Annotated in this window: 23 protein-coding genes and 1 other annotated feature; all 23 genes read right to left on the bottom strand. The window is 49.9% G+C overall.

The annotated features are described in order from the left end of the window. Positions 1 to 66: 66 nt before the first annotated feature. Complete coding sequence (fusA, locus tag ACLB09_RS25435; RefSeq protein WP_410772610.1) at positions 67 to 2,145, bottom strand: elongation factor G; 2,079 nt, start codon at positions 2,143 to 2,145, stop codon at positions 67 to 69. A 47-nt stretch (positions 2,146 to 2,192) separates the two neighbouring features. Next, positions 2,193 to 2,663, bottom strand: a complete 471-nt coding sequence (gene rpsG / locus ACLB09_RS25430; protein WP_044482526.1) for a 30S ribosomal protein S7 — start codon at positions 2,661 to 2,663, stop codon at positions 2,193 to 2,195. A 63-nt stretch (positions 2,664 to 2,726) separates the two neighbouring features. Continuing rightward, on the bottom strand, positions 2,727 to 3,149 hold the full coding sequence (rpsL, locus tag ACLB09_RS25425) for a 30S ribosomal protein S12 (protein WP_018753998.1): 423 nt from the start codon (positions 3,147 to 3,149) through the stop codon (positions 2,727 to 2,729). A 139-nt stretch (positions 3,150 to 3,288) separates the two neighbouring features. Then, positions 3,289 to 3,540 (bottom strand): ribosomal L7Ae/L30e/S12e/Gadd45 family protein, encoded by a 252-nt coding sequence (locus ACLB09_RS25420; RefSeq protein WP_410772609.1) that lies wholly within the window; start codon positions 3,538 to 3,540, stop codon positions 3,289 to 3,291. A gap of 313 nt (positions 3,541 to 3,853) precedes the next feature. Then, positions 3,854 to 4,714 carry an AraC family transcriptional regulator gene (locus ACLB09_RS25415; protein WP_410772608.1) on the bottom strand — a complete coding sequence of 287 codons (861 nt, stop codon included), beginning with the start codon at positions 4,712 to 4,714 and terminating at the stop codon, positions 3,854 to 3,856. An 85-nt stretch (positions 4,715 to 4,799) separates the two neighbouring features. Further along, complete coding sequence (locus ACLB09_RS25410) at positions 4,800 to 5,867, bottom strand: GNAT family N-acetyltransferase (protein WP_410772607.1); 1,068 nt, start codon at positions 5,865 to 5,867, stop codon at positions 4,800 to 4,802. 275 nt (positions 5,868 to 6,142) lie between these two features. After that, entirely contained in the window at positions 6,143 to 6,310 is a 168-nt protein-coding gene (locus ACLB09_RS25405; protein ID WP_410772606.1) for a hypothetical protein, read from the bottom strand. A 66-nt stretch (positions 6,311 to 6,376) separates the two neighbouring features. Next, the gene (locus ACLB09_RS25400; protein WP_410772605.1) at positions 6,377 to 6,763 is read right to left on the bottom strand and encodes an alpha/beta fold hydrolase; all 387 of its coding nucleotides are present in this window, start codon (positions 6,761 to 6,763) and stop codon (positions 6,377 to 6,379) included. 257 nt (positions 6,764 to 7,020) lie between these two features. After that, on the bottom strand, positions 7,021 to 10,635 hold the full coding sequence (gene rpoC / locus ACLB09_RS25395; RefSeq protein ID WP_410772604.1) for a DNA-directed RNA polymerase subunit beta': 3,615 nt from the start codon (positions 10,633 to 10,635) through the stop codon (positions 7,021 to 7,023). An 84-nt stretch (positions 10,636 to 10,719) separates the two neighbouring features. After that, the gene (gene rpoB, locus ACLB09_RS25390; protein ID WP_410772603.1) at positions 10,720 to 14,265 is read right to left on the bottom strand and encodes a DNA-directed RNA polymerase subunit beta; all 3,546 of its coding nucleotides are present in this window, start codon (positions 14,263 to 14,265) and stop codon (positions 10,720 to 10,722) included. Between the two features lie 331 nt (positions 14,266 to 14,596). Then, positions 14,597 to 15,196 (bottom strand): class I SAM-dependent methyltransferase, encoded by a 600-nt coding sequence (locus ACLB09_RS25385; protein WP_410772602.1) that lies wholly within the window; start codon positions 15,194 to 15,196, stop codon positions 14,597 to 14,599. Between the two features lie 297 nt (positions 15,197 to 15,493). Further along, positions 15,494 to 15,859, bottom strand: a complete 366-nt coding sequence (rplL, locus tag ACLB09_RS25380; RefSeq protein ID WP_410772601.1) for a 50S ribosomal protein L7/L12 — start codon at positions 15,857 to 15,859, stop codon at positions 15,494 to 15,496. A gap of 58 nt (positions 15,860 to 15,917) precedes the next feature. After that, on the bottom strand, positions 15,918 to 16,424 hold the full coding sequence (gene rplJ / locus ACLB09_RS25375) for a 50S ribosomal protein L10 (RefSeq protein WP_410772600.1): 507 nt from the start codon (positions 16,422 to 16,424) through the stop codon (positions 15,918 to 15,920). 37 nt (positions 16,425 to 16,461) lie between these two features. Continuing rightward, positions 16,462 to 16,610 (bottom strand) — a sequence feature (ribosomal protein L10 leader region). Positions 16,611 to 16,691: 81 nt separating this feature from the next. Next, positions 16,692 to 17,384: a 50S ribosomal protein L1 gene (gene rplA, locus ACLB09_RS25370; protein ID WP_410772599.1), complete on the bottom strand. Its 693-nt coding sequence runs from the start codon at positions 17,382 to 17,384 to the stop codon at positions 16,692 to 16,694. Positions 17,385 to 17,554: 170 nt separating this feature from the next. Continuing rightward, entirely contained in the window at positions 17,555 to 17,980 is a 426-nt protein-coding gene (rplK, locus tag ACLB09_RS25365) for a 50S ribosomal protein L11 (protein WP_114498986.1), read from the bottom strand. A gap of 71 nt (positions 17,981 to 18,051) precedes the next feature. Then, on the bottom strand, positions 18,052 to 18,585 hold the full coding sequence (nusG, locus tag ACLB09_RS25360) for a transcription termination/antitermination protein NusG (protein WP_044482538.1): 534 nt from the start codon (positions 18,583 to 18,585) through the stop codon (positions 18,052 to 18,054). A 23-nt stretch (positions 18,586 to 18,608) separates the two neighbouring features. Further along, complete coding sequence (gene secE / locus ACLB09_RS25355; RefSeq protein WP_410772598.1) at positions 18,609 to 18,800, bottom strand: preprotein translocase subunit SecE; 192 nt, start codon at positions 18,798 to 18,800, stop codon at positions 18,609 to 18,611. Positions 18,801 to 18,821: 21 nt separating this feature from the next. After that, on the bottom strand, positions 18,822 to 18,971 hold the full coding sequence (rpmG, locus tag ACLB09_RS25350) for a 50S ribosomal protein L33 (RefSeq protein WP_071784256.1): 150 nt from the start codon (positions 18,969 to 18,971) through the stop codon (positions 18,822 to 18,824). 657 nt (positions 18,972 to 19,628) lie between these two features. Further along, positions 19,629 to 20,282 (bottom strand): RNA polymerase sporulation sigma factor SigH, encoded by a 654-nt coding sequence (sigH, locus tag ACLB09_RS25345; RefSeq protein ID WP_410772597.1) that lies wholly within the window; start codon positions 20,280 to 20,282, stop codon positions 19,629 to 19,631. A 158-nt stretch (positions 20,283 to 20,440) separates the two neighbouring features. Continuing rightward, a complete protein-coding gene (locus ACLB09_RS25340) occupies positions 20,441 to 20,962 on the bottom strand; it encodes an NYN domain-containing protein (protein ID WP_410772596.1) in 522 nt (173 codons plus the stop codon). A gap of 6 nt (positions 20,963 to 20,968) precedes the next feature. Then, entirely contained in the window at positions 20,969 to 21,721 is a 753-nt protein-coding gene (gene rlmB, locus ACLB09_RS25335) for a 23S rRNA (guanosine(2251)-2'-O)-methyltransferase RlmB (protein ID WP_410772595.1), read from the bottom strand. 17 nt (positions 21,722 to 21,738) lie between these two features. Further along, entirely contained in the window at positions 21,739 to 22,101 is a 363-nt protein-coding gene (locus tag ACLB09_RS25330; RefSeq protein WP_410772642.1) for a Mini-ribonuclease 3, read from the bottom strand. A 230-nt stretch (positions 22,102 to 22,331) separates the two neighbouring features. Then, complete coding sequence (gene cysS, locus ACLB09_RS25325; RefSeq protein WP_410772594.1) at positions 22,332 to 23,741, bottom strand: cysteine--tRNA ligase; 1,410 nt, start codon at positions 23,739 to 23,741, stop codon at positions 22,332 to 22,334. Positions 23,742 to 23,809: the final 68 nt, after the last annotated feature.

Genomic DNA, 23,809 nt, shown 5'->3' with positions numbered 1-23,809 from the left:
GGACTAACCAGGGAGTCCATCCCCTAAACAGGTTCCAAAGACTCCCCAGTTAGTAGGTACTGAAAGTTATTCTCCGCCTTTGTTCTTGGACACGATTTCTTCGGCGATAGTCTTAGGAACTTCTTCATAGTGGGAAAGTTCCATCGAGAACACGCCGCGTCCTTGTGTACCGGAACGCAGGGTGGTCGAGTAACCGAACATTTCAGAGAGAGGCACTTTCGCACGGATAATTTGCGCGCCACCACGGGAATCCATACCTTCGATCCGTCCGCGGCGGGAGTTCAGCATACCCATAACGTCGCCCATGTACTCTTCAGGAACCGTTACTTCGACTTTCATGATCGGCTCAAGCAGAACAGCTTGACATTTTTCTTTAGCTGCCTTAAGCGCCATGGAGCCGGCGATCTTAAACGCCATTTCACTGGAGTCAACGTCATGGTAAGAACCATCAACGATGGTTGCTTTAACGTCTACCAATGGGAAGCCTGCAAGGACACCATTCTTCATGGCTTCTTCAATACCTTGCTGAGCAGGCGCGATATATTCTCTTGGTACGGAACCGCCGACGATTTTGCTTTCGAACTGGTTGCCTGTACCTGCTTCCAAAGGTTCGAATTCAACCCAAACGTGACCGTATTGACCACGACCACCGGATTGACGAACGAATTTACCTTCAACGCGAGCCGGAGCTTTGAACGTTTCACGGTAAGCAACTTGAGGTTTACCTACGTTAGTCTCAACTTTGAATTCACGGCGCATCCGGTCGATGATGATATCCAGGTGAAGCTCACCCATACCAGCAAGGATCGTTTGACCCGTTTCTTCGTCCGTATGAGCACGGAGCGTAGGATCTTCTTCAGTCAATTTACCGAGAGCGACGCCAAGTTTATCTTGGTCCGCTTTTGTTTTTGGCTCAACCGCGATTTCGATAACCGGATCAGGGAAGTTCATGGATTCGAGAATAACCGGAGCCTTCTCATCACACAGTGTATCACCTGTACCCGTATCTTTCAAACCTACGGCTGCCGCGATATCACCCGAATATACTTCAGTGATTTCTTTACGGCTGTTGGCATGCATTTGCAGGATACGGCCGATCCGTTCACGTTTGTTTTTCGTTGCGTTCAGTACATACGAACCGGATTGCAAAATACCGGAGTATACACGGAAGAACGTCAGTTTACCCACGTAAGGGTCGGTCATGATTTTGAATGCCAATGCCGCAAACGGCTCTTCGTCGGAAGAGTGACGTTCCACTTCCGTACCGTCATCCAAGTGACCTTGGATACTTGGTACGTCAATTGGAGCCGGCAGGTAATCAATTACAGCATCCAGCATAAGCTGAATACCTTTGTTGCGATAAGAAGAACCGCAAACAACAGGGAAGATTTTAACTTCGACAACACCCTTACGGAGAGCTGCTTTCAATTCCTCGATGGTGATTTCCTCACCTTCGAGGTATTTCATCGTCAAATCCTCGTCCAGTTCTGCAACCTTCTCGATCAATTCTGCGCGAAGCTCTTCAACTTGGGCCGTGAATTCAGCTGGAATTTCAGTCTCTTCGATGTTTTGACCCAAATCGTCTTTGTACATATACGCTTTTTGAGTGATGATGTCGATAATTCCGACAAAATCGCTCTCCGCACCGATCGGCAGTTGAATTGCAACTGCATTCGCTTGCAGACGCTCGCGCATATCTTTGACAACGTTCAGGTAGTCAGCACCGATGATATCCATCTTATTAACATAAGCGATACGTGGAACGCTATACTTGTCAGCCTGTCTCCAAACGGTTTCAGACTGAGGTTCTACGCCTTCCTTCGCACTGAATACGCCTACTGCCCCGTCCAATACACGAAGGGAACGTTCAACTTCTACTGTGAAGTCAACGTGACCCGGGGTATCGATGATATTTACGCGGTGACCTTTCCATTGAGCGGTCGTCGCAGCGGACGTAATCGTGATTCCGCGCTCCTGTTCTTGCTCCATCCAGTCCATTGTCGCAGCACCCTCGTGAACTTCACCGATTTTGTGCGTAATGCCCGTATAGAACAAAATACGTTCCGTCGTGGTTGTCTTACCGGCGTCAATATGCGCCATGATCCCGATGTTACGTGTATTTTTCAAGGAGAACTCTCTTGCCATAGATCTGTCTCCCTTCAAAATATAAATTAATTAAGTTAAACCGAATCCTACCAGCGGTAGTGTGCGAACGCTTTGTTCGCTTCGGCCATTTTGTGCGTATCTTCGCGTTTCTTAACGGAAGCGCCTGTGTTGTTGGATGCGTCGATGATCTCGGCAGCCAAACGCTCTTCCATCGTCTTCTCACCGCGGTTACGGGAGTAGTTCACGAGCCAACGTAATCCCAAGGATGTACGTCTTTCTGGCTTAACTTCGATAGGCACTTGGTAGTTGGCACCGCCCACACGGCGAGCTTTAACTTCCAATACAGGCATGATATTTTTCAAAGCTGCTTCAAACACTTCCATCGGGTCATTCCCCGTGCGCTCTTGAATCAGGTTGAACGCGTTATACAGAATGCTTTGAGCAACTCCACGTTTACCGTCGAGCATGATGCGGTTGATCAAACGAGTAACAAGCTTGCTGTTATACACCGGATCTGGCAACACATCTCTCTTCGTAACTGGACCTTTGCGTGGCATAGTTATCCCCCTTTCAGTATTAATCCAAACCTCTTGACGGTTCAATAAGCTGACTTAATCAACTTAGGATTTTTTTGCTTTCGGACGTTTAGCGCCGTATTTCGAACGGGCTTGCATCCGGTTGTTAACACCAGCGGTGTCCAAAGCTCCACGTACGATATGATAACGTACCCCTGGAAGGTCTTTGACCCGGCCGCCACGAATCAAAACAACGCTGTGCTCTTGCAGGTTATGACCGATACCCGGAATGTACGCCGTCACCTCTACGCGGTTCGTCAAACGAACACGGGCATATTTACGAAGTGCGGAGTTCGGTTTCTTAGGAGTCATTGTACCTACACGAGTGCACACTCCGCGTTTTTGCGGCGAGCTCAGATCGGTAGCCTCACGCTTCAGGGCGTTAAAACCTCTTTGCAATGCTGGCGACTTCGATTTGTACACTTTGTCTTGACGTCCTTTACGGACTAGTTGGTTAATTGTTGGCATGTTGTTGCCACCCCCTTCCTCAGAATTCATGTTTCTTCACAAACCTTTTTAAGCCCACAGACCCAGGCGGTTCATTAAAGAACAAATGAAAAGTTTTTGCCGTTCGGATTTCTCCTTTTAGCAAAAACGTTCCTATCAACTATTGACTCACAATCGCAGCCATCGCCGCGCCGACTTCAATCCCGCAAGCCTTGCCGAGATTGTGCATCGTGTCAACCAGCGTAACTTTCACGTTCCGTTGATTGCAAAGCGCAATGATCTTTGATGTAAGGCGCGGATCTGCATCTTCAGCAACATAGACTTCCTCGGCTCGTCCAAGCTCCACCATTCGCATGGTTTGTTTGGTGCCGATTTTGACATGAGCGTCCTGTAGTCCTTTATCATTAGACATGATTACCGTCCTCCAAAGCACAGGGAATATCCGTACTCACGCACTTTGATATATTATCACTCCGATTAGGCGATGTCAAGCAGTTAATGGAGAAGAAAATATCATTTTCTTCTATACAAAAATACGAAGGAGCGGTTCCCCGCCCCTCCTTTGATTATTTCTTTTAACACACTAGAAATTTAACACCGTACTATGTTATGCGGGTTTGAACATTTTTGTTCACATAGCCTCCCCCTATTTCGCATGCTGTGGTAAACCAGTAATCACCTTACTTACCTACTACAAAGAAGAGAACCTAACGGCATAGTTCGTTCTACGCTTTCTTCACGATCGGAAGCCATATTTCGGACCGGTAATCCGGAGATTGTTGATCCCCGTCAGTGTATACCTCAATGTCCGGCGCTTCGGCGTATTCATAGCCGGAGGTAGGAAGCCACTCGGTAATGATCCGCCTTTGCAAGTCTTGCATGGCATGAGGCAGTGGCCCTATGCATTCGAAAATAGCCCAGGTCCCTCCTGGAATCATCGTCTCACACATGCCTTCGGGCACTGGGAAATCAGTGGCTGCAGCAATGTAATAATCCACTTCTTCTCCGTTCATGCAAGTACTTACACCCAGTATACCTAAAGGCGGCCGGTTCATCACATGTGCGAGTTTCATGATACTTCCATCCTGTGTCGCCTGCTGCCAGAGCCGAGGAACCTCGACGAAATTTTCTTCGAGGTTTACATTCATGCTCTCCTTTACGCCTACGATGCGAAACGCCTCTTTCTTCTCGATCTTGTAATTCATTTCCGCTTCTCCTTTAATTGAAATTGAGATGCGAATCCGTGGAAACGCCTTCAATGACGTACCCTCAAGACGTGCTTTGGAGGGTGCAATGCCATGCAGGCTTTGGAATGCCCGATTAAAGGATGTCGGGGAGTCATAGCCATACTTCAAAGCCAGGTCTATGATCTTAACTTCGCCAGTCTGCAAATCAAAGGCTGCCGCCGTCATCCTTCTCCTGCGAATATATTCGGACAACGGGATGCCTGCTATGTAGGAAAACATTCGTTGAAAATGAAACGACGAACAGCAAGCGATTCGCGCCGCTTTCTCGTAGTCGATCTTACTGCCCAGATTATCCTCAATATATTCGAGCGCTTGATTCAAACGTTCAATCCATTCCATCCTTTTTCGCTCCCCTTTTCAATTTTAGACTCCTCCTCTCCTTCCGGCCTCTCATTTCCTGCCCGATAATGCGAGCTCCACTTCATCAAAGAAGGAACAAAACCATGAGACTAGCCACGGCCATTGCGGCGTAAATGAACTTGTTCATTCGGTATACTCTCAAGGAGCCGAAAGCTCCAAATGGATAAACGGGAATAATTCGGTATAAGAGCAGCATGCTTCCAAGGGAATTCAGATAGGTAACGAAAATATGAGGTTCCGCGTCAAGTCGTGTAAAAATCACAATAATCGCAACGAAAGCCCAGCCTACCAACGCACTGATTCCAAGTTCTTTCCTGAGTTTTGGCGTCGTTTCATATTGTCGAGGCATCCAATTCCCGATCATCGGGAATACGGTGCCAAGGAGCGGAATGAGCAAGGAGATCAAAAATCCGCAGTTCGTCATTCTATACTGCCACTTTCGTTTGCCGAAGCCTGCTCCGATCCGGGTAAAAAGAACATCCCCTAACAACAAAATTCCATAGGCCAGCATGAACCATGTCAGCTGAATCTGAGGATTAAAAATGAGTATCGTACACGACAACAACAGGTTAAGGAGCAGAAAAATCACACCCTCTACAGCGCTAGGAGCTGTTTTCTCCTTTACACAATTCTTATTTGAGGCTAGATAGAAATCCATACCGCATGCAAAAGGAACCGGCGTTCCGAACATCAGCGATGCCATCCCCTTGCCTCGCAAGTGACTGAAGTTCTCAATCATTTCCGTGCGCTTAAATCCGTTTTTTTCGAGCAGGCGCCAAGAACCGACATTATCGTCTTTCACCTCAGCCGTAATGTAGTCGCAGCCATGCTCCCAAAAATGGTTCGTCGCTGCCTCGTACAGCCTCCCCCCAATTCCCGAATCCCGATATTCGCAATCGACAAAACCCGCGCTAAAATCTCCGATCGTTTGCCGATTATCCCCTTTCAGAAATTTCATGATTACGGCCCCGACAATTCGATCGCCAACCAATGCTACTACCGCATGCTTGGGCTTGCTCACAAACAAGCTCTCCAGCCCCATAAAGGCTCTACGCCCTAGCCGTTGTACCTCCTTGGCCTCTTGGGGGTTCATCATCCTAATGGAGATTTCCTCACCGGAATCCCTAGACATTCATTCATCCTCCTCTAATGAAATTTTTCACATATCATTACATGCAAGTGTATCTATCTTTATGTATGCTGTGATATGTCCATACCCGAATGGATCACGAATAATTACGTACGAATTTATCGAGTGCCTTTTCAATTTCTTTTTCATGACCGGCCATCAAATGGCCTCCATCCTCAAAGGGCAACCAGGTAGCGTTCGGAAACCTTGAAAGAACCAGCTCCATGGAACGAAAGTCCGCTAATTTGTCATCTTGGCTGAATGATCAACGAGGGTACCTAAAGTTCTTCTATTGGATATTCGGGAAAATTTCCGGCCATATCCGGATTGACTATCTTGGCGTCGATCTGCATTCCTTGCTTACGTTTACCTAGCGGAAGCATGGTGTAGATCGTATCTTTGGACATACCCATCAATGGCCGCAATAATGGCCGCAACAGCCACATTGGATAATCCTTGCAAAAAAAAGCCGGAGGACCTGCATGTTTACTATACTTTTGGGGTTCTTCAGGTCATGGTGAAGCGGAGGAATACAGAACGAGTCCCTTCGTTCTCTCCGGATAGTCCAGCGCGAAGCGGATCGCAATTGTACCACCGGCAGAGGTTCCAAGGACATATACCCGCTCAATCGAAAGACTGTCCAGCAACTCAAGGTATGTTCTGGCTTGATCGGATGGGCTTGAATCATCCGGAATCGAACTGCCCAAATAACCAAAACGAGAAGGAGCTATAATGCGGTACTTGCCGGCCTGTCCACGCATGGAATCCGTCCCTTGATCATAGCCGCCGCTTATCCCATGCGCTACAAGCACTACCGGCCCTTCCCCCTGATCCACGTAAGTCATAACCCCGCAGCTTAACGTTACGGTTTGTACTTCATATGTTGATAAGCGTCTCATCGCCTTCTTTACTTCAATTCTGCACCTAACATACTCTACTAATAGATAAATACCGATTAAACCCACGCTCACTGCAATAGCAATCCCCATGAGCCACCTCCCTGTCCTAATGTTCTCAGCTTTTTCCATTGCATGCCTACAGGTTAGCCAGCTATCGGTCGCCTGTCAATTAGCTTATTCCCGATATCCCTTGAAAATGAAAAAAGCCGCAGAAGCTTCGACGTTTTGTCAAAGCTCTGCGGCTTTATAATCCTTAACTATTCAACAGAGACAGGTTCCAGGCTTTCTTCAGCCGTGTCGTCACCGGCAGGTTCTTCGAACTGAACGCTGCGGTAACGGTTCATCCCCGTACCTGCAGGAATCAGTTTACCGATAATAACGTTCTCTTTCAGGCCGAGGAGTTTATCCACTTTGCCCTTGATCGCGGCATCGGTAAGCACCCGCGTCGTTTCCTGGAAGGAAGCGGCGGACAGGAAGGAATCCGTTTCAAGCGATGCTTTGGTAATCCCGAGCAGGACCGGTTTGGCCACTGCCGGCTCTTTGCCGGACAGGATTGCATCTTTGTTGGCTACTTCATATTCATACAGATCAACGAAAGCACCTGGCAGAAGCGGCGTATCTCCGGCATCTACGATGCGGATTTTGCGCAGCATTTGTCTGACCATAACTTCGATGTGTTTGTCGTTGATTTCTACGCCCTGGTTCCGGTAAACGCGCTGAACTTCTTGAAGGATGTAGTTCTGCACGCCGCGGATGCCCTTGATGCGCAAAATTTCTTTCGGGTCAATGGAACCGTCGGTCAACTCGTCGCCCGCTTCGATTTCCTGGCCTTCGCTTACGCGCAGACGGGAACCGTAGGTAACGGAGTAAACTTTCGTTTCAGCTTCGCCTTGAACTTCGATTTCGCGACGGTCCTTGGCTTCACGGATTTCCTTGATGACGCCGTCGATTTCACTGATCGTGGCTTGACCTTTTGGATTCCGGGCTTCAAAGAGCTCCTGAATACGCGGCAAACCTTGCGTGATATCGTCACCCGCAACGCCCCCGGTATGGAACGTACGCATGGTGAGCTGGGTTCCCGGTTCACCGATGGATTGGGCGGCGATAATGCCGACCGCTTCACCGATTTCCACGTGCTTGCCTGTTGCAAGGTTACGGCCATAGCACTTTTTACATACGCCATGGCGTGCACGACAGCTGAGCACGGAACGGATTTGCAGTTTTGCGACACCGGCATCGACAATTTCATGCGCTTTGTCGGAATCGATCAGTTCGTTGCGGTGGATGATAATCTCACCCGTTTTCGGATGCTTGATCGTTTCGAAGACATAGCGTCCTTCGATCCGGTCGTACAGATCCTCGATAACCTCTTTACCGTCTTGAATCACGCTAACGGTAAAGCCTTTATCTGTTCCGCAGTCTTCTTCGCGAACGATAACGTCTTGCGCAACGTCGACCAGACGACGAGTCAGGTAACCGGAGTCGGCCGTCCGAAGCGCGGTATCCGCCAAACCTTTCCGCGCGCCGTGCGTCGAAAGGAAGTACTCGAGGACGGTCAAGCCTTCGCGGAAGTTCGATTTGATTGGGAGCTCGATGATCCGACCGGATGGGTTGGCCATCAGGCCCCGCATACCCCCGAGCTGAGTGATCTGCGATTTGTTACCGCGCGCCTTGGAGTCCACCATGAGCATGATGGAATTGTAGCGGTCCATCGATTTCATGAGCACTTCGGTAATTTGATCTTTCGCTTTGGACCAGATATCGATAACACGGTCATAACGTTCTTCGTTCGTAATAAGACCCCGGCGGTATTGTGTAGTAATCACATGCACCTTGTCATCCGACTCGCGCAGGATGGCCTGTTTCTCATCCGGTACAATAACGTCCGAGACAGCGATACTAACGCCGGCCCGAGTCGAATACGTAAACCCGGTTTGTTTGATTCTGTCCAAAATGATCGAAGTTTCGGTAGTGTGATAAATTTCAAAGCAACGGCCGATAATCTCGCCGAGATACTCTTTACCTACACCACCAGCTTGTTTGGCATTCATAATCCGTTCCAAGACATTCTCGCCTTTTCCGTGGATAAAGTAGTCATCCGGCGTACCTTGGAACAGGTTAACTCTTGTCGGTTCATTAATATACGGGAAGCTGGCAGGGAAGATATCGTTAAAGATAATTTTCCCTACAGTCGTAATAAGCAGTGCATTTTGTTGTGCTTCCGTAAAGCCGGTCTTACCAAGCGCCTTGGCAGGAATCGCCACGCGAGCATGCAATGAAGCCGTACCGCGCTGATAAGCGGAGAATGCCTCATTCACGGAGCCCAGAATCATGCCGGCACCTTTTGCTTCATTGTTATCCATGGTCAAGTAGTAAGAACCAAGGACCATATCCTGCGAAGGGGTAACGACCGGTTTGCCGTCTTTCGGGTTCAGGATGTTACCGGATGCCAACATCAGAATGCGGGCTTCCGCCTGAGCTTCCGCGGACAAAGGTACGTGGACGGCCATTTGGTCACCGTCAAAGTCGGCGTTATATGCCGTACATACGAGCGGGTGAAGCCGGATGGCGCGGCCTTCGACCAAGATCGGTTCGAACGCCTGGATCCCGAGTCTGTGAAGCGTAGGGGCACGGTTCAGCAGAACCGGATGTTCCTTAATGACTTCTTCGAGAACATCCCATACTTCAGGGCTGACGCGTTCCACTTTGCGCTTAGCACTCTTAATATTATGAGCAAGGCCTTTGTTGACCAGCTCTTTCATGACGAACGGTTTGAACAGTTCCAATGCCATTTCTTTCGGCAAACCGCATTGGTACATCTTCAGGTAAGGACCTACAACGATAACGGAACGACCCGAATAGTCAACCCGTTTACCGAGCAGGTTTTGCCGGAAGCGGCCTTGTTTACCCTTCAGCATGTGGCTGAGGGATTTCAAAGGACGGTTACCCGGGCCCGTTACCGGACGGCCGCGGCGGCCGTTATCGATCAGGGCGTCAACGGCTTCCTGAAGCATCCGTTTTTCATTTTGTACGATAATATCCGGCGCACCCAGATCGAGCAGGCGTTTCAGACGGTTGTTCCGGTTAATAACCCGGCGGTACAAATCGTTAAGGTCAGACGTTGCAAAACGTCCCCCGTCCAGCTGTACCATCGGGCGAAGTTCCGGAGGAATAACCGGAAGCACGTCGAGGATCATCCATTCCGGCTCATTGCCGGAGCTTTTGAACGCTTCGATAACTTCCAGGCGTTTGATCGCCCGGTTACGACGCTGGCCTTGAGCCGTGCGCAGCTCTTCTTTCAAAAATTCCAGTTCCTTGTCGATATCGAGATCCTGAAGCAGTTTTTTGACCGCTTCGGCGCCCATGCCGGCCTGGAATCCGTAGCCATACTTTTCGCGATAGCTGCGATATTCCTTCTCGGACAGAAGCTGCTTTTTCTCCAATGGAGTTTCTCCTGGATCGGTAACCACATAAGATGCAAAATAAATGATCTCTTCCAGCGAGCGCGGCGACATATCAAGCGCCAGACCCATCCGGCTTGGGATCCCTTTAAAATACCAAATATGCGATACCGGTGCAGCCAATTCGATATGACCCATCCGCTCACGGCGGACTTTCGCTCTTGTTACTTCGACGCCGCAGCGATCGCAGACAACGCCTTTGTAACGAACGCGTTTATATTTACCGCAATGACATTCCCAGTCTTTGGTCGGGCCGAAAATTTTCTCGCAGAACAGCCCTTCCTTTTCCGGCTTCAATGTACGGTAGTTAATCGTTTCCGGTTTCTTTACTTCTCCGCGGGACCAAGAACGAATTTTATCTGGGGAAGCAAGCCCAATTTTCATAAACTCGAAGTTGTTGACGTCCAACAAGGAGCATCCCTCCTTAACCAAGTCCTGATATTGACAATCTCCGGTTATCAATCATCTTCGGGCGGCTAACGCCGCCCGAGATGCTTATTCTACTCCGACTTCCGCGCCTTCCAGGTTCAGACTCAGTTTGTCCCCGGACGCGTCGTCTTCGTCGTCGATTTCCTTCATCTCGATCTCTTCTTCGTTTTCGGTGAGGATCTTAACGTCCATACCTAAACTTTGAAGTTCCTTGATCAAGACCTTAAACGATTCCGGTACACCTGGTTCCGGCACGTTCTCGCCTTTGACGATCGATTCGTAGGTTTTCACCCGGCCGACCACATCATCCGACTTGACGGTCAAAATTTCTTGCAGTGTATAAGCGGCGCCGTAGGCTTCCAGCGCCCAAACTTCCATCTCCCCGAAACGCTGTCCGCCGAACTGGGCTTTACCGCCGAGCGGCTGTTGCGTAACGAGAGAGTAAGGGCCTGTCGAGCGGGCATGGATTTTATCATCAACCATGTGCGCCAGCTTGATCATGTGCATGACGCCGACGGTTACTTCACGCTCGAATTGTTCACCTGTCCGGCCGTCATACAGTACGGTTTTACCATTGCGCTGCATACCGGCTTCTTCCATCGTGTCGAATACGTCGTACTCGTTCGCACCGTCGAATACCGGAGTAGCCACATGGATGCCGAGCTTCAGCGCAGCCATACCAAGGTGGATTTCCAGCACCTGACCGATGTTCATCCGGGAAGGAACCCCGAGCGGGTTCAGTACGACCTGAACCGGCGTACCGTCCGGCATGAACGGCATGTCTTCCTCAGGCAAGATACGGGCTACGACCCCTTTATTACCATGTCGTCCGGCCATCTTATCGCCTTCGGAAATTTTACGTTTCTGGGCAATATATACCCGAACGAGCTGATTTACGCCTGGTGGCAATTCATCGCCGTTCTCACGGGTAAACACTTTAACGTCAACGACGATTCCGTCGGTACCGTGTGGTACACGCAACGAAGTATCACGCACTTCGCGGGCTTTCTCGCCGAAGATCGCATGCAGGAGACGTTCCTCTGCAGTAAGTTCGGTAACGCCCTTCGGAGTCACTTTGCCGACGAGGATATCGCCTGCGCCGATTTCCGCACCGACGCGGATGATGCCGCGCTCGTCAAGATTGCGAAGCGCTTCTTCACCGACATTCGGAATATCGCGGGTAATCTCTTCAGGACCCAGCTTCGTATCGCGGGCTTCGGATTCGTATTCCTCGATATGGATCGAGGTGTACACATCCTCTTTCACGAGCTTCTCGCTAAGCAGGATCGCATCCTCGTAGTTGTAGCCTTCCCAAGTCATAAATGCAACGACCACATTACGGCCAAGCGCCAATTCGCCCATCTCTGTCGATGGCCCGTCCGCGAGAATATCACCCTTCTTGATGATGTCGCCGCGTTTTACGATCGGACGCTGGTTGATGCATGTTCCTTGGTTCGAACGCATAAATTTGTGTAATTTATGTTTAACAAGGTCGCCTTTGACTTCCTTGCCATCCACCTTTTCAACCCGGCGCAGCCAAATTTCGTTCGCTGCGGACCGTTCGATAATCCCGTCGTATTTGGAAACAATACATACGCCGGAGTCTTTGGCCGACTTGTGCTCCATACCGGTTCCGACGAGCGGAGCCTTAGGAATCAACAACGGAACCGCCTGACGTTGCATGTTCGATCCCATCAGGGCACGGTTGGAGTCATCGTTTTCCAAGAAAGGAATGAGCGCAGTCGCCACGGACACAACCTGTTTCGGCGAAACGTCCATGTAGTCGACGCGATCGCTCGGCATGGTCAAGATGTTATCGGACTGTTTGTTGTAACGAACGATTACATTCTCGTCCTGGAATGTATTCTCTTCGGTAAGCACCGCATTCGCCTGGGCGATGATATAGTTATCCTCTTCATCGGCAGTCAAATAGGCGATTTGATCCGTTACTTTGCCTGTATTCGGGTCTACCCAACGGTACGGAGCTTCGATGAAGCCATACTCATTGATGCGGGCAAACGTAGACAGTGAGTTGATCAAACCGATATTCGGTCCTTCCGGCGTCTCGATCGGACACATCCGGCCATAGTGGGAATGATGGACGTCACGAACTTCAAAGCCCGCGCGTTCCCGAGTCAAACCGCCAGGTCCGAGAGCGGACAGACGGCGTTTATGCGTAAGCTCCGCAAGCGGGTTCGTCTGGTCCATAAACTGCGACAACTGCGAACTGCCGAAGAACTCCTTAATCGATGCAATAACCGGACGGATGTTGATCAGCGCCTGCGGCGTAATCACGTTCGCATCCTGAATCGACATTCTTTCACGCACGACGCGCTCCATCCGGGACAAACCGATGCGGAACTGGTTCTGCAGCAATTCGCCTACGGAACGCAGTCGACGGTTACCGAGATGGTCGATATCGTCCGTGCTGCCCACGCCGTGCAGCAAGTTCAAGAAGTAGCTGATCGACGAAATAATATCGGCTGGTGTAATATGCTTCACCGATTTATCGATATTGCGGTTTGCAATCACCTTAACAACTTTGCCGTCTTCGATTGGCGAGAAAATATCGATCGTTTGCAGCGGCACGTCATTGGCTTCAAGCACTCCGCCAGCAACATGATAGTTTTTGAAGCCTACCGAATTTTCCAAGAAAGGCAGGATCTGATCAAGCAAACGGCGGTCTACCATTTGTCCCGCTTCAGCGATAATTTCGCCCGTGCTCGTATCGATCAGAGATTCCGCCAACCGCTGATTGAACAAACGGTTCTTGATGTGCAGCTTTTTATTGATTTTATACCGGCCGACATTGGCCAAGTCATATCGTTTCGGATCAAAGAAGCGAGCCACCAGCAAACTCTTAGCATTGTCAAGAGTCGGCGGTTCGCCTGGACGAAGGCGCTCATAGATTTCGATGAGAGCTTTCTCCGTAGAGTCGGTATTGTCTTTGTCGAGCGTGTTACGAATATATTCATCGTTGCCGAGCAAATCAAGAATCTCGGCATCCGTACCGAACCCAAGTGCACGAAGCAGCACGGTTACCGGAATTTTACGGGTACGATCGATGCGGACATAAATAATATCCTTTGCATCGGTCTCCAGTTCCAGCCATGCGCCACGGTTAGGAATCACTGTCGCGGTATAGGTTTTCTTGCCGTTCTTATCCACTTTAGTGCTGAAATAGACGCTAGGAGAGCGAACCAGCTGGCTGACAATAACCCGTTCCGCACCATTAATAATGAATGTGCCGGTTTCCGTCATCAGCGGGAAATCTCCCATGAATACTTCCTGCTCTTTGACTTCGCCGGTTTCTTTATTAATGAGCCGGACTTTTACCCGAAGCGGCGCAGCATACGTTACATCGCGTTCTTTCGCGTCGTCTACTGTATACTTCGGTTCTCCAAGACTGTAATCGATAAACTCCAACACCAGATTCCCGGTGAAATCCTGAATCGGCGAGATATCCTGGAACATTTCCCGAAGGCCTTCTTCCAAGAACCACTCGTAGGATTTCTGTTGGATTTCGATCAGGTTCGGAACTTCGAGTACCTCGTTAATTCGTGCATAACTTCGCCGAGTGCGTCGACCATATTGAACAAGATGTCCTGCCAACTTATACCCACCCCTCATGTCTACTCACTTTAAAAATTCATTGCGAACCCGTGTTTGTACCCTTATAATAGGACCATACGGATTCATCCACAAATAAAGAAAAGCCCTTATCGAATGCTTTCGAAAAAAGAGCATCATTATCCGTGTCATTTCCAGCCTGATGTCCCCGTATTCAGTAGATTTACCCGAAATGTACATAATATACGTCAAACGATGTGGTTTTATGCATCGTTTAGCATAAAAGTCTTGACATTTCAGTCAGGTAAAGCCACAGAGGGCATCCTAATACTGACATTTTATAATAATAACACAACCAATTTTGCAAGTCAAACTATTTTTTTGTCGCCTTGTAAATCCGGTAACCCTTGTCTTTCGTCACTTCCTCAACGCTATCAAAAAGCGACTCCAACTTTTGCTTTGCCGACGGCGCCCCCTGTTTTTTCTGGATAACAATCCACAGCGAGCCTCCATTATGCAGTCTTTCATAAGCCCCTTCAAAAATCGCATGAACGATTTCTTTACCTGCCCGAATTGGCGGATTAGTTAGCACAATATCGAACTTCTCCTCGCCCACTTCCGCAAATAGATCGCTTTGCAAAACAGTTACATTGGAAATCCGGTTAGCTGCAGCGTTTTCCTTGGCCAGTTCCACCGCCCGGCTGTTAACGTCGATCATCGTTACGTGGCCCTGGCTCGCCAATCGTGCGGCCGAAAGACCAATCGGTCCGTAACCGCAACCTATATCCATCACGCGTGCATCTACCGGAACCTCCATGGCATCAATCAAAACCCGGCTCCCATAATCCACGCCTCCCTTGGAGAACACGCCTGCATCACTGATAAAACGAAAAGCTTGCCCCCGGAGCGTGGCATCCCAAACCTTTCGATCATGGGCCGTAGCAGGTTGATTGGTATAGTAATGTTCTGGCATCTTGACGGTTACCTCCGTTTGTCGCTTTTAAAAAGTTGCATATTTGCTATTCTCACGAATGGGTTGTTCATGTCCATAGCACGGGGGATCCTTATATATCAATGACATAAGTTTTTGAGACTGGGGATCCTTTGCGAACGGATTCTTCGCAGGTAAGTGTTCTGCGGCAAGGCATTCTGACAAAATCCGCGAGCAACAGAGCACCAGACCCAAAAACAGGTGCCCCCGGACTGAAAGTGCTTATAAACAAACCCCTTGAATCATATTCAAGGGGTTTGCCATTCATTAGAAGAGAAATTACTTCACTTCTACAGTTGCGCCTGCTTCTTCCAATTTTGCTTTTACTGCGTCTGCTTCTTCTTTGGCTACTTTTTCTTTCAACGGTTTTGGTGCGTTGTCAACCAGGTCTTTTGCTTCTTTCAAGCCAAGGCCAGTGATTTCGCGAACCACTTTGATAACGTTGATTTTGGACGCGCCTGCGTTAGTCAGGATTACGTCGAATTCAGTTTGTTCAGCTGCTTCAGCTGCGCCGCCGCCGCCGCCAGCTACAACTACAGGAGCTGCTGCAGTTACGCCGAATTCTTCTTCGATTGCTTTAACAAGATCGTTCAGTTCAAGAACGGTCATACCTTTAATTTCTTCCAAAATGCTTTCTTTACTCATGGTAGAACCTCCATTATTTTAATTTAATTTTATTCATGCAACTAGCTGGAAAAGAAGCTTACGCGCTTGCGCTTTCTTCTTTGTCTGCAACGGCTTTGACTGCCAGCGCGAAGTTGCGCACTGGAGCTTGAAGCACGCTGAGGAGCATAGAAAGGAGACCTTCGCGGGACGGAAGATCCGCCAACGCTTTGATTTGGTCAACGCCGACTACACGGCCTTCAACCACGCCACCTTTAACTTTCAGAGCTTCGTTCTTCTTCGCGAAATCGCTAAGAATTTTAGCCGGAGCTACTGCGTCTTCCGCACTGAATGCGATGGCCGTAGGGCCAGTCAGCACTTCGTCCAGTTCGGTAAGTTCCGCAGCCGCTGTTGCACGGCGAACGAGCGTATTCTTAAGCACTTGGAATTCTACGCCAGCTTCACGAAGCTGTTTGCGCAATTCCGTAACTTGAGCAACATTCAGACCGCGATAATCCGCTACTACAGTCGTTGCGCTTTCGCGCAATTTCGCAGTTACGGCATCGACAGCTTCTTGTTTACTTTGAATTACTTTAGCGTTTGCCAACCTGTACACCTCCTGATAGATTTACTCGGCCTTCTTCATTCCCATGAAAAAAGCCTCCGCAGAATCACGAAGGCCTGACGAATCATCAACCGCAAAAATTGCGGCACACGATATTCTATCACAACACCTCGGTAGGAAATTAAGCCTTTCGGCACCTACTGTCTACGGTAAGCATATTCAAATTGAATTGTCGCTTTAAAACAACTTGTTCAGTTTACCAAGAGATTCACGCGATGTCAATCCCCGCACCCGCAAAAGCGAGCGGTATTATCTGTAAACAGTTGTATTAACGCGAGCGCTAGGGCCCATCGTCGAAGAAATCGCGATGTTTTTCAAATACACGCCCTTGGCAGCAGCCGGTTTAGCCCGGTTCAATGCGTCGATGAGAGCTTTGAGGTTCTCATTCAATTGTTCGGAAGAGAACGATACTTTTCCGATTGGCGCATGGATTTGACCCGCTTTGTCCAGACGGTATTCGATTTTACCGGCTTTGATTTCTTGAACGGCTTTAGCTACGTCAAACGTAACTGTGCCTGCTTTAGGGTTAGGCATGAGGCCTTTACCACCGAGCAGACGGCCCAGTTTACCAACTTCGCTCATCATATCCGGTGTCGCTACGCAGACATCGAATTCGAACCAGCCTTGTTGGATTTTGTTGATCATGTCTTGATCGCCTACGAAGTCAGCGCCGGCAGCTTCCGCTTCCTTTGCTTTTTCGCCTTTGGCGAATACCAGAACGCGTTGCGTTTTACCCGTGCCATGAGGCAGGACAACGACACCACGAACGGCTTGGTCTTGTTTACGAGGGTCTACGCCCAAACGAACTGCTGCTTCAACGGTCTCGTCGAATTTCGCAGTCGCTGCCTTTTTCACCAGTTCAACGGCTTCAGAAGGCTCATATGTCGCTTCGCTGTCGATCAGCTTAGCGGCTTCAAGGTATTTTTTACCGTGTTTAGCCATGAAATTGTTCCTCCTTTGTGGTATTAGCGGAATATCCTCCCACTTATCTCAAAAATATTCGGTTTCCCGAAGGGATACTAAATATTTTTGAGGCAACTTCCGTCGCAAAAGTCTTGATGCTTTTTCTAGGTTGTTTAGCAACTCAGTTGTTTTAAATTACGTCCCAAGAATTAGTCTTGGATCGTGATGCCCATACTGCGAGCAGTACCTTCAACCATACGCATAGCCGATTCAACGGATGCTGCGTTAAGGTCAGGCATTTTTTGCTCCGCGATTTGACGAACTACGTCGCGTTTCACGGTAGCCACTTTCTTCTTGTTCGGTTCGCCGGAACCCTTCTCGATCTTCGCAGCAACGCGAAGCAGAACGGCTGCCGGAGGAGTTTTGGTGATGAATGTAAAAGAACGGTCTTCAAACACCGAAATTTCAACCGGAATGATCAAACCTGCTTGATCGGCAGTACGAGCGTTGAATTCTTTACAGAATGCCATGATGTTGACACCTGCTTGACCCAAAGCCGGACCTACCGGAGGTGCAGGATTCGCTTTCCCTGCAGGAATTTGCAGTTTTACCATTTTGATAACCTTTTTCGCCATGTAAAACACCTCCTTGCCCTAATAGTGGTAGACGGAGCGCAAGGCCCCTCCCACGTGAAACCCTAAGAAACCTATATCTTTTCCACTTGAGTGTAATCCAGTTCAAGCGGGGTTTCTCGTCCAAACATGTTGACGTGAACCTTGAGTTTACTCTTGTCGACCAGAATTTCTTCGATCGACCCGACAAAATTGGCAAACGGACCAACTTTGATGCGTACCGATTCTTTCAAATCGAACTCGATGACCGGTTTCGGTTCTTCCATGCCCATATGCTGCAAAATCTGTTCCACTTCTTCAGGGAGCAGCGGCGTAGGTTTGGAACCCGATCCCGTAGAGCCGACAAACCCGGTAACGCCCGGCGTGTTGCGAACAACATACCAAGAATCGTCGGTCTGGATCATTTCCACCAAGACATAACCCGGGTAAACTTTACGCATGACGGTCTTCTTCTTACCGTCTTTGTTCACCACTTCTTCTTCCATTGGAACAAGAACGCGGAATATCTTGTCTTCCATGCCCATGGACTCGACGCGTTTCTCCAAGTTGGCTTTGACTTTGTTCTCATACCCGGAATAGGTATGAACTACATACCATCTTTTCTCCATATCAAGCCACCTAAGGACCCTTCTTAAATTATCGCTTCGATCACAGCAGAGATGCCGATATCAAGTACCCAAAAATAAATCGCGACAACTACAATTGTACCAAGCACAATCAGCGTATAATTGGTCAGCTCTTTACGATTAGGCCAGCGAACTTTTTTAAGCTCAGCCCAGCTTTCAGAGAAAAAAGAGATCAACGACTTGAAACTTCGTTTCATGCGCGACTACACCTCCAAAGGCTATCTGGTTTCGCGATGAGGAACTTGCTCGTTGCAAAACTTGCAAAATTTCTTCATCTCCATGCGGTCGGGGTGGTTACGCTTGTTTTTCGTTGTCGTGTAGTTTCTTTGTTTGCAGTTCGTACAAGCCAACGTAATAATTACCCGCATGATGTGCACCTCCCGAAGACATTCTTTTATGAGAAAGTCTCATTGTATAAACCCAAAAATGAAAAACACAAATTTAGGCCTACCTAAAACACTTTATCACATGCCCCTACCCGTGTCAACGAGCCGAACAAGCTTATCTCTTCGTTAAATTGAGGTGATTCCTGAATAACCCTTGAATCTGGAAATTGTTCGCTTGGGCAGGTTCTGGATTCGAATGCGTACTCTTTCTATTATGGCTCAGCTTTTGATAGGATAAACGCGGCTGCGGCTTCTTTTCATACTGGAAGGATATTTTACCACCATAAATACATAGAAAAGCACCCCGGTTATCTTCGGCTGACGCCCCCGGTTATCGAGCAAAAAAATTTAACGGACACAGAGGACCCTAAACCACACAAAGCACCCCATTTTGCTTCCTAACGGACACAGGGGATCTTAATCCCTCTATTCCCAAACGAAAACGGCAATTCCCCCTGCTTTAAAGGCTCTGTTGTCCGATAGCTTCTTAAACCTTACATTTATCAAGGATTAACGTCTCTCATGTCCGTTAGAAATCAGCGAAGCATAAGAAATATGCAAACATTCATTAAAACAGCAAAAAAGGGCGACGGCTTTATCCGTCATCCCTCTATTTTCCGTATGAAGTAAGCTTTAAGTTCAAATGCCTCCGTCGCGCACTTCCAGATAACGCTCCAACTTGCGTTTAACACGTTGCAGTGCATTATCGATAGATTTCACATGCCGGTTCAAATCAACGGCGATTTCCTGGTACGACCGGCCATCCAGATACAGCATCAGTACCTTGCGTTCCAGATCGCTAAGAATCTCGGACATTTTATCTTCAAGCCCGGTGAATTCCTCTTGATTTATAATTAATTCTTCGGGATCGCATACCCGGGAACCGCAAATAACGTCAAGCAGCGTCCGGTCGGAATCCTCATCATAAATCGGCTTGTCCAATGAGACATAGGAATTAAGTGGGATATGCTTCTGCCGGGTCGCCGTCTTGATTGCCGTGATGATCTGTCGCGTAATGCACAGCTCGGCAAAGGCTTTGAACGAAGCAAGCTTGTCCCCCCGGAAGTCCCGGATAGATTTATACAGGCCGATCATGCCTTCCTGAATAATATCCTCACGGTCGGCACCGATCAGGAAATAGGATCTAGCTTTGGCACGCACAAAACTGCGGTACTTGTTAATCAAGTACTCCAAGGCTTCACTGTCGCCGTTACGGACGGCTTCGACAATGTCTTCGTCATTTAGGACCTCATAATCGAATCTTATCCAAGTCTCGAGGTTGACACTCACCACAAATCCCTCCGGCTGCAACGCACGGTGCCCCGTCACTCAATCAAGTAATACGAACAGTATATATGATGGCGCATATTAGCGTCAACCGAAAAAGTACCAAAAGATGTAAAGTCGAACTTTGTCAAGAGCATTTGGGAGCAAAACAGAAGAATGCACTTTCATTCCCTGCGCCACCGTTCGAACATTTGCCGCAGTTCCGGGCTCAGCTTGCCGTCGATCGTATTCCTGCTGGAGTTGCGGCTTCGTTCCTGCAATCTTACCTGAATATCCTTTTCGCTTTGTTCCACCTGGGTCAGCAGTTCCCGCGCCGAAATGCGGAGAGCACCCTGCCCGAAAATAACGTGCTGCTCCACCATATCGCTCGTGGCGACATAAATTTGCCTGCGGCGGTGGGTTAACTCTCCGACCAGCCGCTCAATGCATTCATCCGCCGTTTCCTTCTCTTTGGTGAAATAAATGTCGACTTTATATTGGGCGAATGATTTTCCGAGTCCGGGTACCCGGTAAGCATCAAAGACGACGATCACCTTTCTCCCCGAGAAGGCCTGGTAATCGGCCAGCCTCGCCAGCAGACGATCCCGCGCCTCCTCCAAGTCGGTTTTGGAAATGGAGGACAGCTCGGGCCATCCGCCGATCATGTTGTACCCGTCCACCAAAAGAACGTCGCGCATGTCGCGCATCCGTCTCTATCCCTGGGCGCGGCGTCTGCGAAGCGCTTCGTACATCACTACGCCTGCGGCAACCGAGGCGTTCAATGAATTCAGCTGTCCGCTCATCGGCAGCTTCAGCAGTACATCGCAGGTCTCCCGGACCAGGCGGCCCATTCCCTTGTTTTCGTTTCCGATGACGATCGCTACAGGGCCTGTGAAAATATTGCCGCCCCCATAAATTTCGTCCTTCGCGGCGACATCGGTACCGACGACCCAGACGCCGGCTTCCTTCAACTGCTCCATCGTCTGTACAAGGTTAGTTACCCGTGCGACCGGGACGTATTCGACCGCACCGGCCGAAGTTTTTGAAACGGTTGCCGTGACCGCGGCCGAGCGGCGTTTCGGAATGATCACTCCGTGAACCCCCGTACATTCGGCAGTTCTTAAGATCGATCCAAGGTTATGCGGATCTTCAATCTCGTCCAGAAGCAGCAAAAACGGCGGTTCTCCCCGCTCGGCCGCCCTCGCAAGGAGATCCTCCACCTCAACATAGGCGTAAGGCGCCGCTTGCGCTACCACGCCCTGATGCTGCATGCCCGGAGCCATTTGGTCCAGCTTCCGCTTGTCCACAAATTGGACGATAATCCCCCGGTTTTTGGCTTCCGCCAGTATCGGTTGGGTTAAATGTTTTTGGGCGCCTTCGGCTACCCATATTTTGTTGATCGTCCGGCCCGCTCTCAGCGCTTCCAACAGCGAGTGTTTACCGGCGATCCATTCTTGATCCTCCATAAAAAATCCTCCTGGGGTTATTGTTCATATAATTCGAAGCCCTGCGCGATCAAACTGCGCAGGCGGTCATGCTCACCCGTATAGTACAGATAGCCGATCAGGCTTTCAAACGCGGTAGCATGACGGTAATCCTGCACATTCGCATTTTTGGGAATGGTGCCGGATTTGGCGTTGCGGCCTTGCCGCACAACGTCTTTCTCGTCTTCGGTCAGCTGCGGCTCCAGCAGGGCCAGCAGCTCGGCCTGGGCTTTGGCGGAGACGAATTTCGTCGACAGCCGGTGCAGGTGATGCGGCCGGAGATTCGGCCGGGCGATCACATGCTGGCGGACGGCGACCTCGAAGACGGCGTCGCCGATGTACGCCAGCGCGAGCGGCGGCAGCAGCCGGGCCGGCTTGGACGGCGGCTCCGGGAACCAGAGCGCCGAGAGCGCCGGGCCGGGCGTTGCAGCAGCCGCGCTGGCCGGGCCTGCAGGCGCGCCGGATGCGGCGCCGCCTTGTGTTGCCTGGCCGGGCGCGGCCGGACTGTTGCCGCCGGCGGCCACGGATGTGGCGCCGTTGTAGGCGGTGCCACCGTCAGGCAGCTGCGAGCCCCCGTTAGCTTCCGGGCCCGTCATTTGCGCCGCCATCTCATGCCCTGCGGCGTATCTTCCAGCAGGATGCCCTGCTCCTGCAACAGATCGCGAATCTCGTCGGCACGGGCCCAGTTCTTCGACTTCCGCGCTTCCGTACGATCTTCGATGAGCGCTTCGATCTCGTTATCCAGCAGCTCCTGCTCTTCTTCCGCGGCGATCCGCAGCACGCCGTTCATTTCCTCGAACAGCTTCAGCGCGGCTTCCAGATCGGCGCGCGACACCTCCGAGCCTTGCAGCAGGCCGTTTACTTCGCTCACCCATTCAAACATCGCCGTAATCGCATCCGGCGTATTGAAGTCATCCTGCATTTTGGCGTGGAAGGTCAGCCAGATTTCACGCAGCTTTTGTTCCCACTCCGGCCTCACCGCTGAACCTTCCCCGCTCCCGGCAGCTTCCTGCAACCGGTAACGCAGATTACCCAGCGCGTTGGCGATCCGTTCCACGCCGCGCTCCGCCTGCATCATCGACTCCTCCGTGAAATTCAACGGATTGCGGTAATGGGTCGACAGCATGAAGAACCGGATCGCTTCACGCTTATGCTTGGACCGGAGATCCTTCACCAACACCCCGTTTCCGAGCGATTTCGACATTTTTTCCCCGCCGATATTAATGTAGCCGTTATGCATCCAATAGCTTGCCAAAGGTTTGCCGGTCACCGCTTCCGATTGGGCTACTTCGCACTCGTGATGCGGGAACTGCAAATCTTGTCCGCCCCCGTGAATGTCCAGCGTGTCTCCGAGCAGATGTCGGGACATGGCCGAGCATTCGATGTGCCATCCGGGCCGCCCTTGGCCCCATGGGCTATCCCAGTGGATTTCCCCTGGCTTGGCGGCTTTCCAAAGCACGAAATCCTCCGGATTTTCTTTTCGCTCATCCACATCGATCCGGATGCCGAACTGCAGTTCTTCGATGTTTTGACCCGACAGCTTGCCGTAGCCTTCAAATTTCCCTGTCCGGTAAAAGACATCCCCGCCCTTCTCATACGCATAGCCTTTGCTTTCCAGGTCGCGGATAAACTCTATGATGATATCCATATTCTCCGTTACGCGCGGATTGGCCGTCGCCCGGGGCATTCCCAGCCCCTCCAGATCCTCGTAATAAGCATCGATAAACATGGAGGCTACTTCCGGTACCGTAAGGTTCATTTCTTCAGCTTTGCGGATCAATTTATCGTCCACATCGGTAAAATTGACCACATAATTCACTTCATACTTTTGATTTTCCAGGTAACTGCGCACGACATCGAAAAAAATCATCGGCCGCGCATTTCCGATATGAATATATCCGTATACGGTCGGTCCGCACACATAAACCGAAGCCTTTCCCGGCTTCTGGGTTACAAACTGCTCCTTCATTCGGGTAAGCGTATTATAAATTTGCAGTGCCATACTCTCGATCCTTTCCGCTTTGAGTTCTACTCTATTTTAACCTTGAATCCCCTTATCGTAGACAGGAG

It is taken from the genome of Fontibacillus forbon (assembly GCF_046559655.1).
Taxonomy (GTDB): domain Bacteria; phylum Bacillota; class Bacilli; order Paenibacillales; family Paenibacillaceae; genus Fontibacillus.
The sequence above is the reverse complement of the archived record's forward strand: the minus strand, read 5'-3'. Positions and strand labels throughout refer to the sequence as shown.

Coding starts and splice junctions, on each gene's coding strand:
- fusA (WP_410772610.1), bottom strand. CDS start 2,145: ATGGCAAGAGAGTTCTCCTTGAAAAATACACGTAACATCGGGATCATG.
- rpsG (WP_044482526.1), bottom strand. CDS start 2,663: ATGCCACGCAAAGGTCCAGTTACGAAGAGAGATGTGTTGCCAGATCCG.
- rpsL (WP_018753998.1), bottom strand. CDS start 3,149: ATGCCAACAATTAACCAACTAGTCCGTAAAGGACGTCAAGACAAAGTG.
- ACLB09_RS25420 (WP_410772609.1), bottom strand. CDS start 3,540: ATGTCTAATGATAAAGGACTACAGGACGCTCATGTCAAAATCGGCACC.
- ACLB09_RS25415 (WP_410772608.1), bottom strand. CDS start 4,714: ATGGAATGGATTGAACGTTTGAATCAAGCGCTCGAATATATTGAGGAT.
- ACLB09_RS25410 (WP_410772607.1), bottom strand. CDS start 5,867: ATGTCTAGGGATTCCGGTGAGGAAATCTCCATTAGGATGATGAACCCC.
- ACLB09_RS25405 (WP_410772606.1), bottom strand. CDS start 6,310: ATGTGGCTGTTGCGGCCATTATTGCGGCCATTGATGGGTATGTCCAAA.
- ACLB09_RS25400 (WP_410772605.1), bottom strand. CDS start 6,763: ATGAGACGCTTATCAACATATGAAGTACAAACCGTAACGTTAAGCTGC.
- ACLB09_RS25385 (WP_410772602.1), bottom strand. CDS start 15,196: ATGCCAGAACATTACTATACCAATCAACCTGCTACGGCCCATGATCGA.
- rplL (WP_410772601.1), bottom strand. CDS start 15,859: ATGAGTAAAGAAAGCATTTTGGAAGAAATTAAAGGTATGACCGTTCTT.
- rplA (WP_410772599.1), bottom strand. CDS start 17,384: ATGGCTAAACACGGTAAAAAATACCTTGAAGCCGCTAAGCTGATCGAC.
- rplK (WP_114498986.1), bottom strand. CDS start 17,980: ATGGCGAAAAAGGTTATCAAAATGGTAAAACTGCAAATTCCTGCAGGG.
- nusG (WP_044482538.1), bottom strand. CDS start 18,585: ATGGAGAAAAGATGGTATGTAGTTCATACCTATTCCGGGTATGAGAAC.
- secE (WP_410772598.1), bottom strand. CDS start 18,800: ATGAAACGAAGTTTCAAGTCGTTGATCTCTTTTTTCTCTGAAAGCTGG.
- rpmG (WP_071784256.1), bottom strand. CDS start 18,971: ATGCGGGTAATTATTACGTTGGCTTGTACGAACTGCAAACAAAGAAAC.
- ACLB09_RS25340 (WP_410772596.1), bottom strand. CDS start 20,962: ATGCGCGACATGCGCGACGTTCTTTTGGTGGACGGGTACAACATGATC.
- rlmB (WP_410772595.1), bottom strand. CDS start 21,721: ATGGAGGATCAAGAATGGATCGCCGGTAAACACTCGCTGTTGGAAGCG.
- cysS (WP_410772594.1), bottom strand. CDS start 23,741: ATGGCACTGCAAATTTATAATACGCTTACCCGAATGAAGGAGCAGTTT.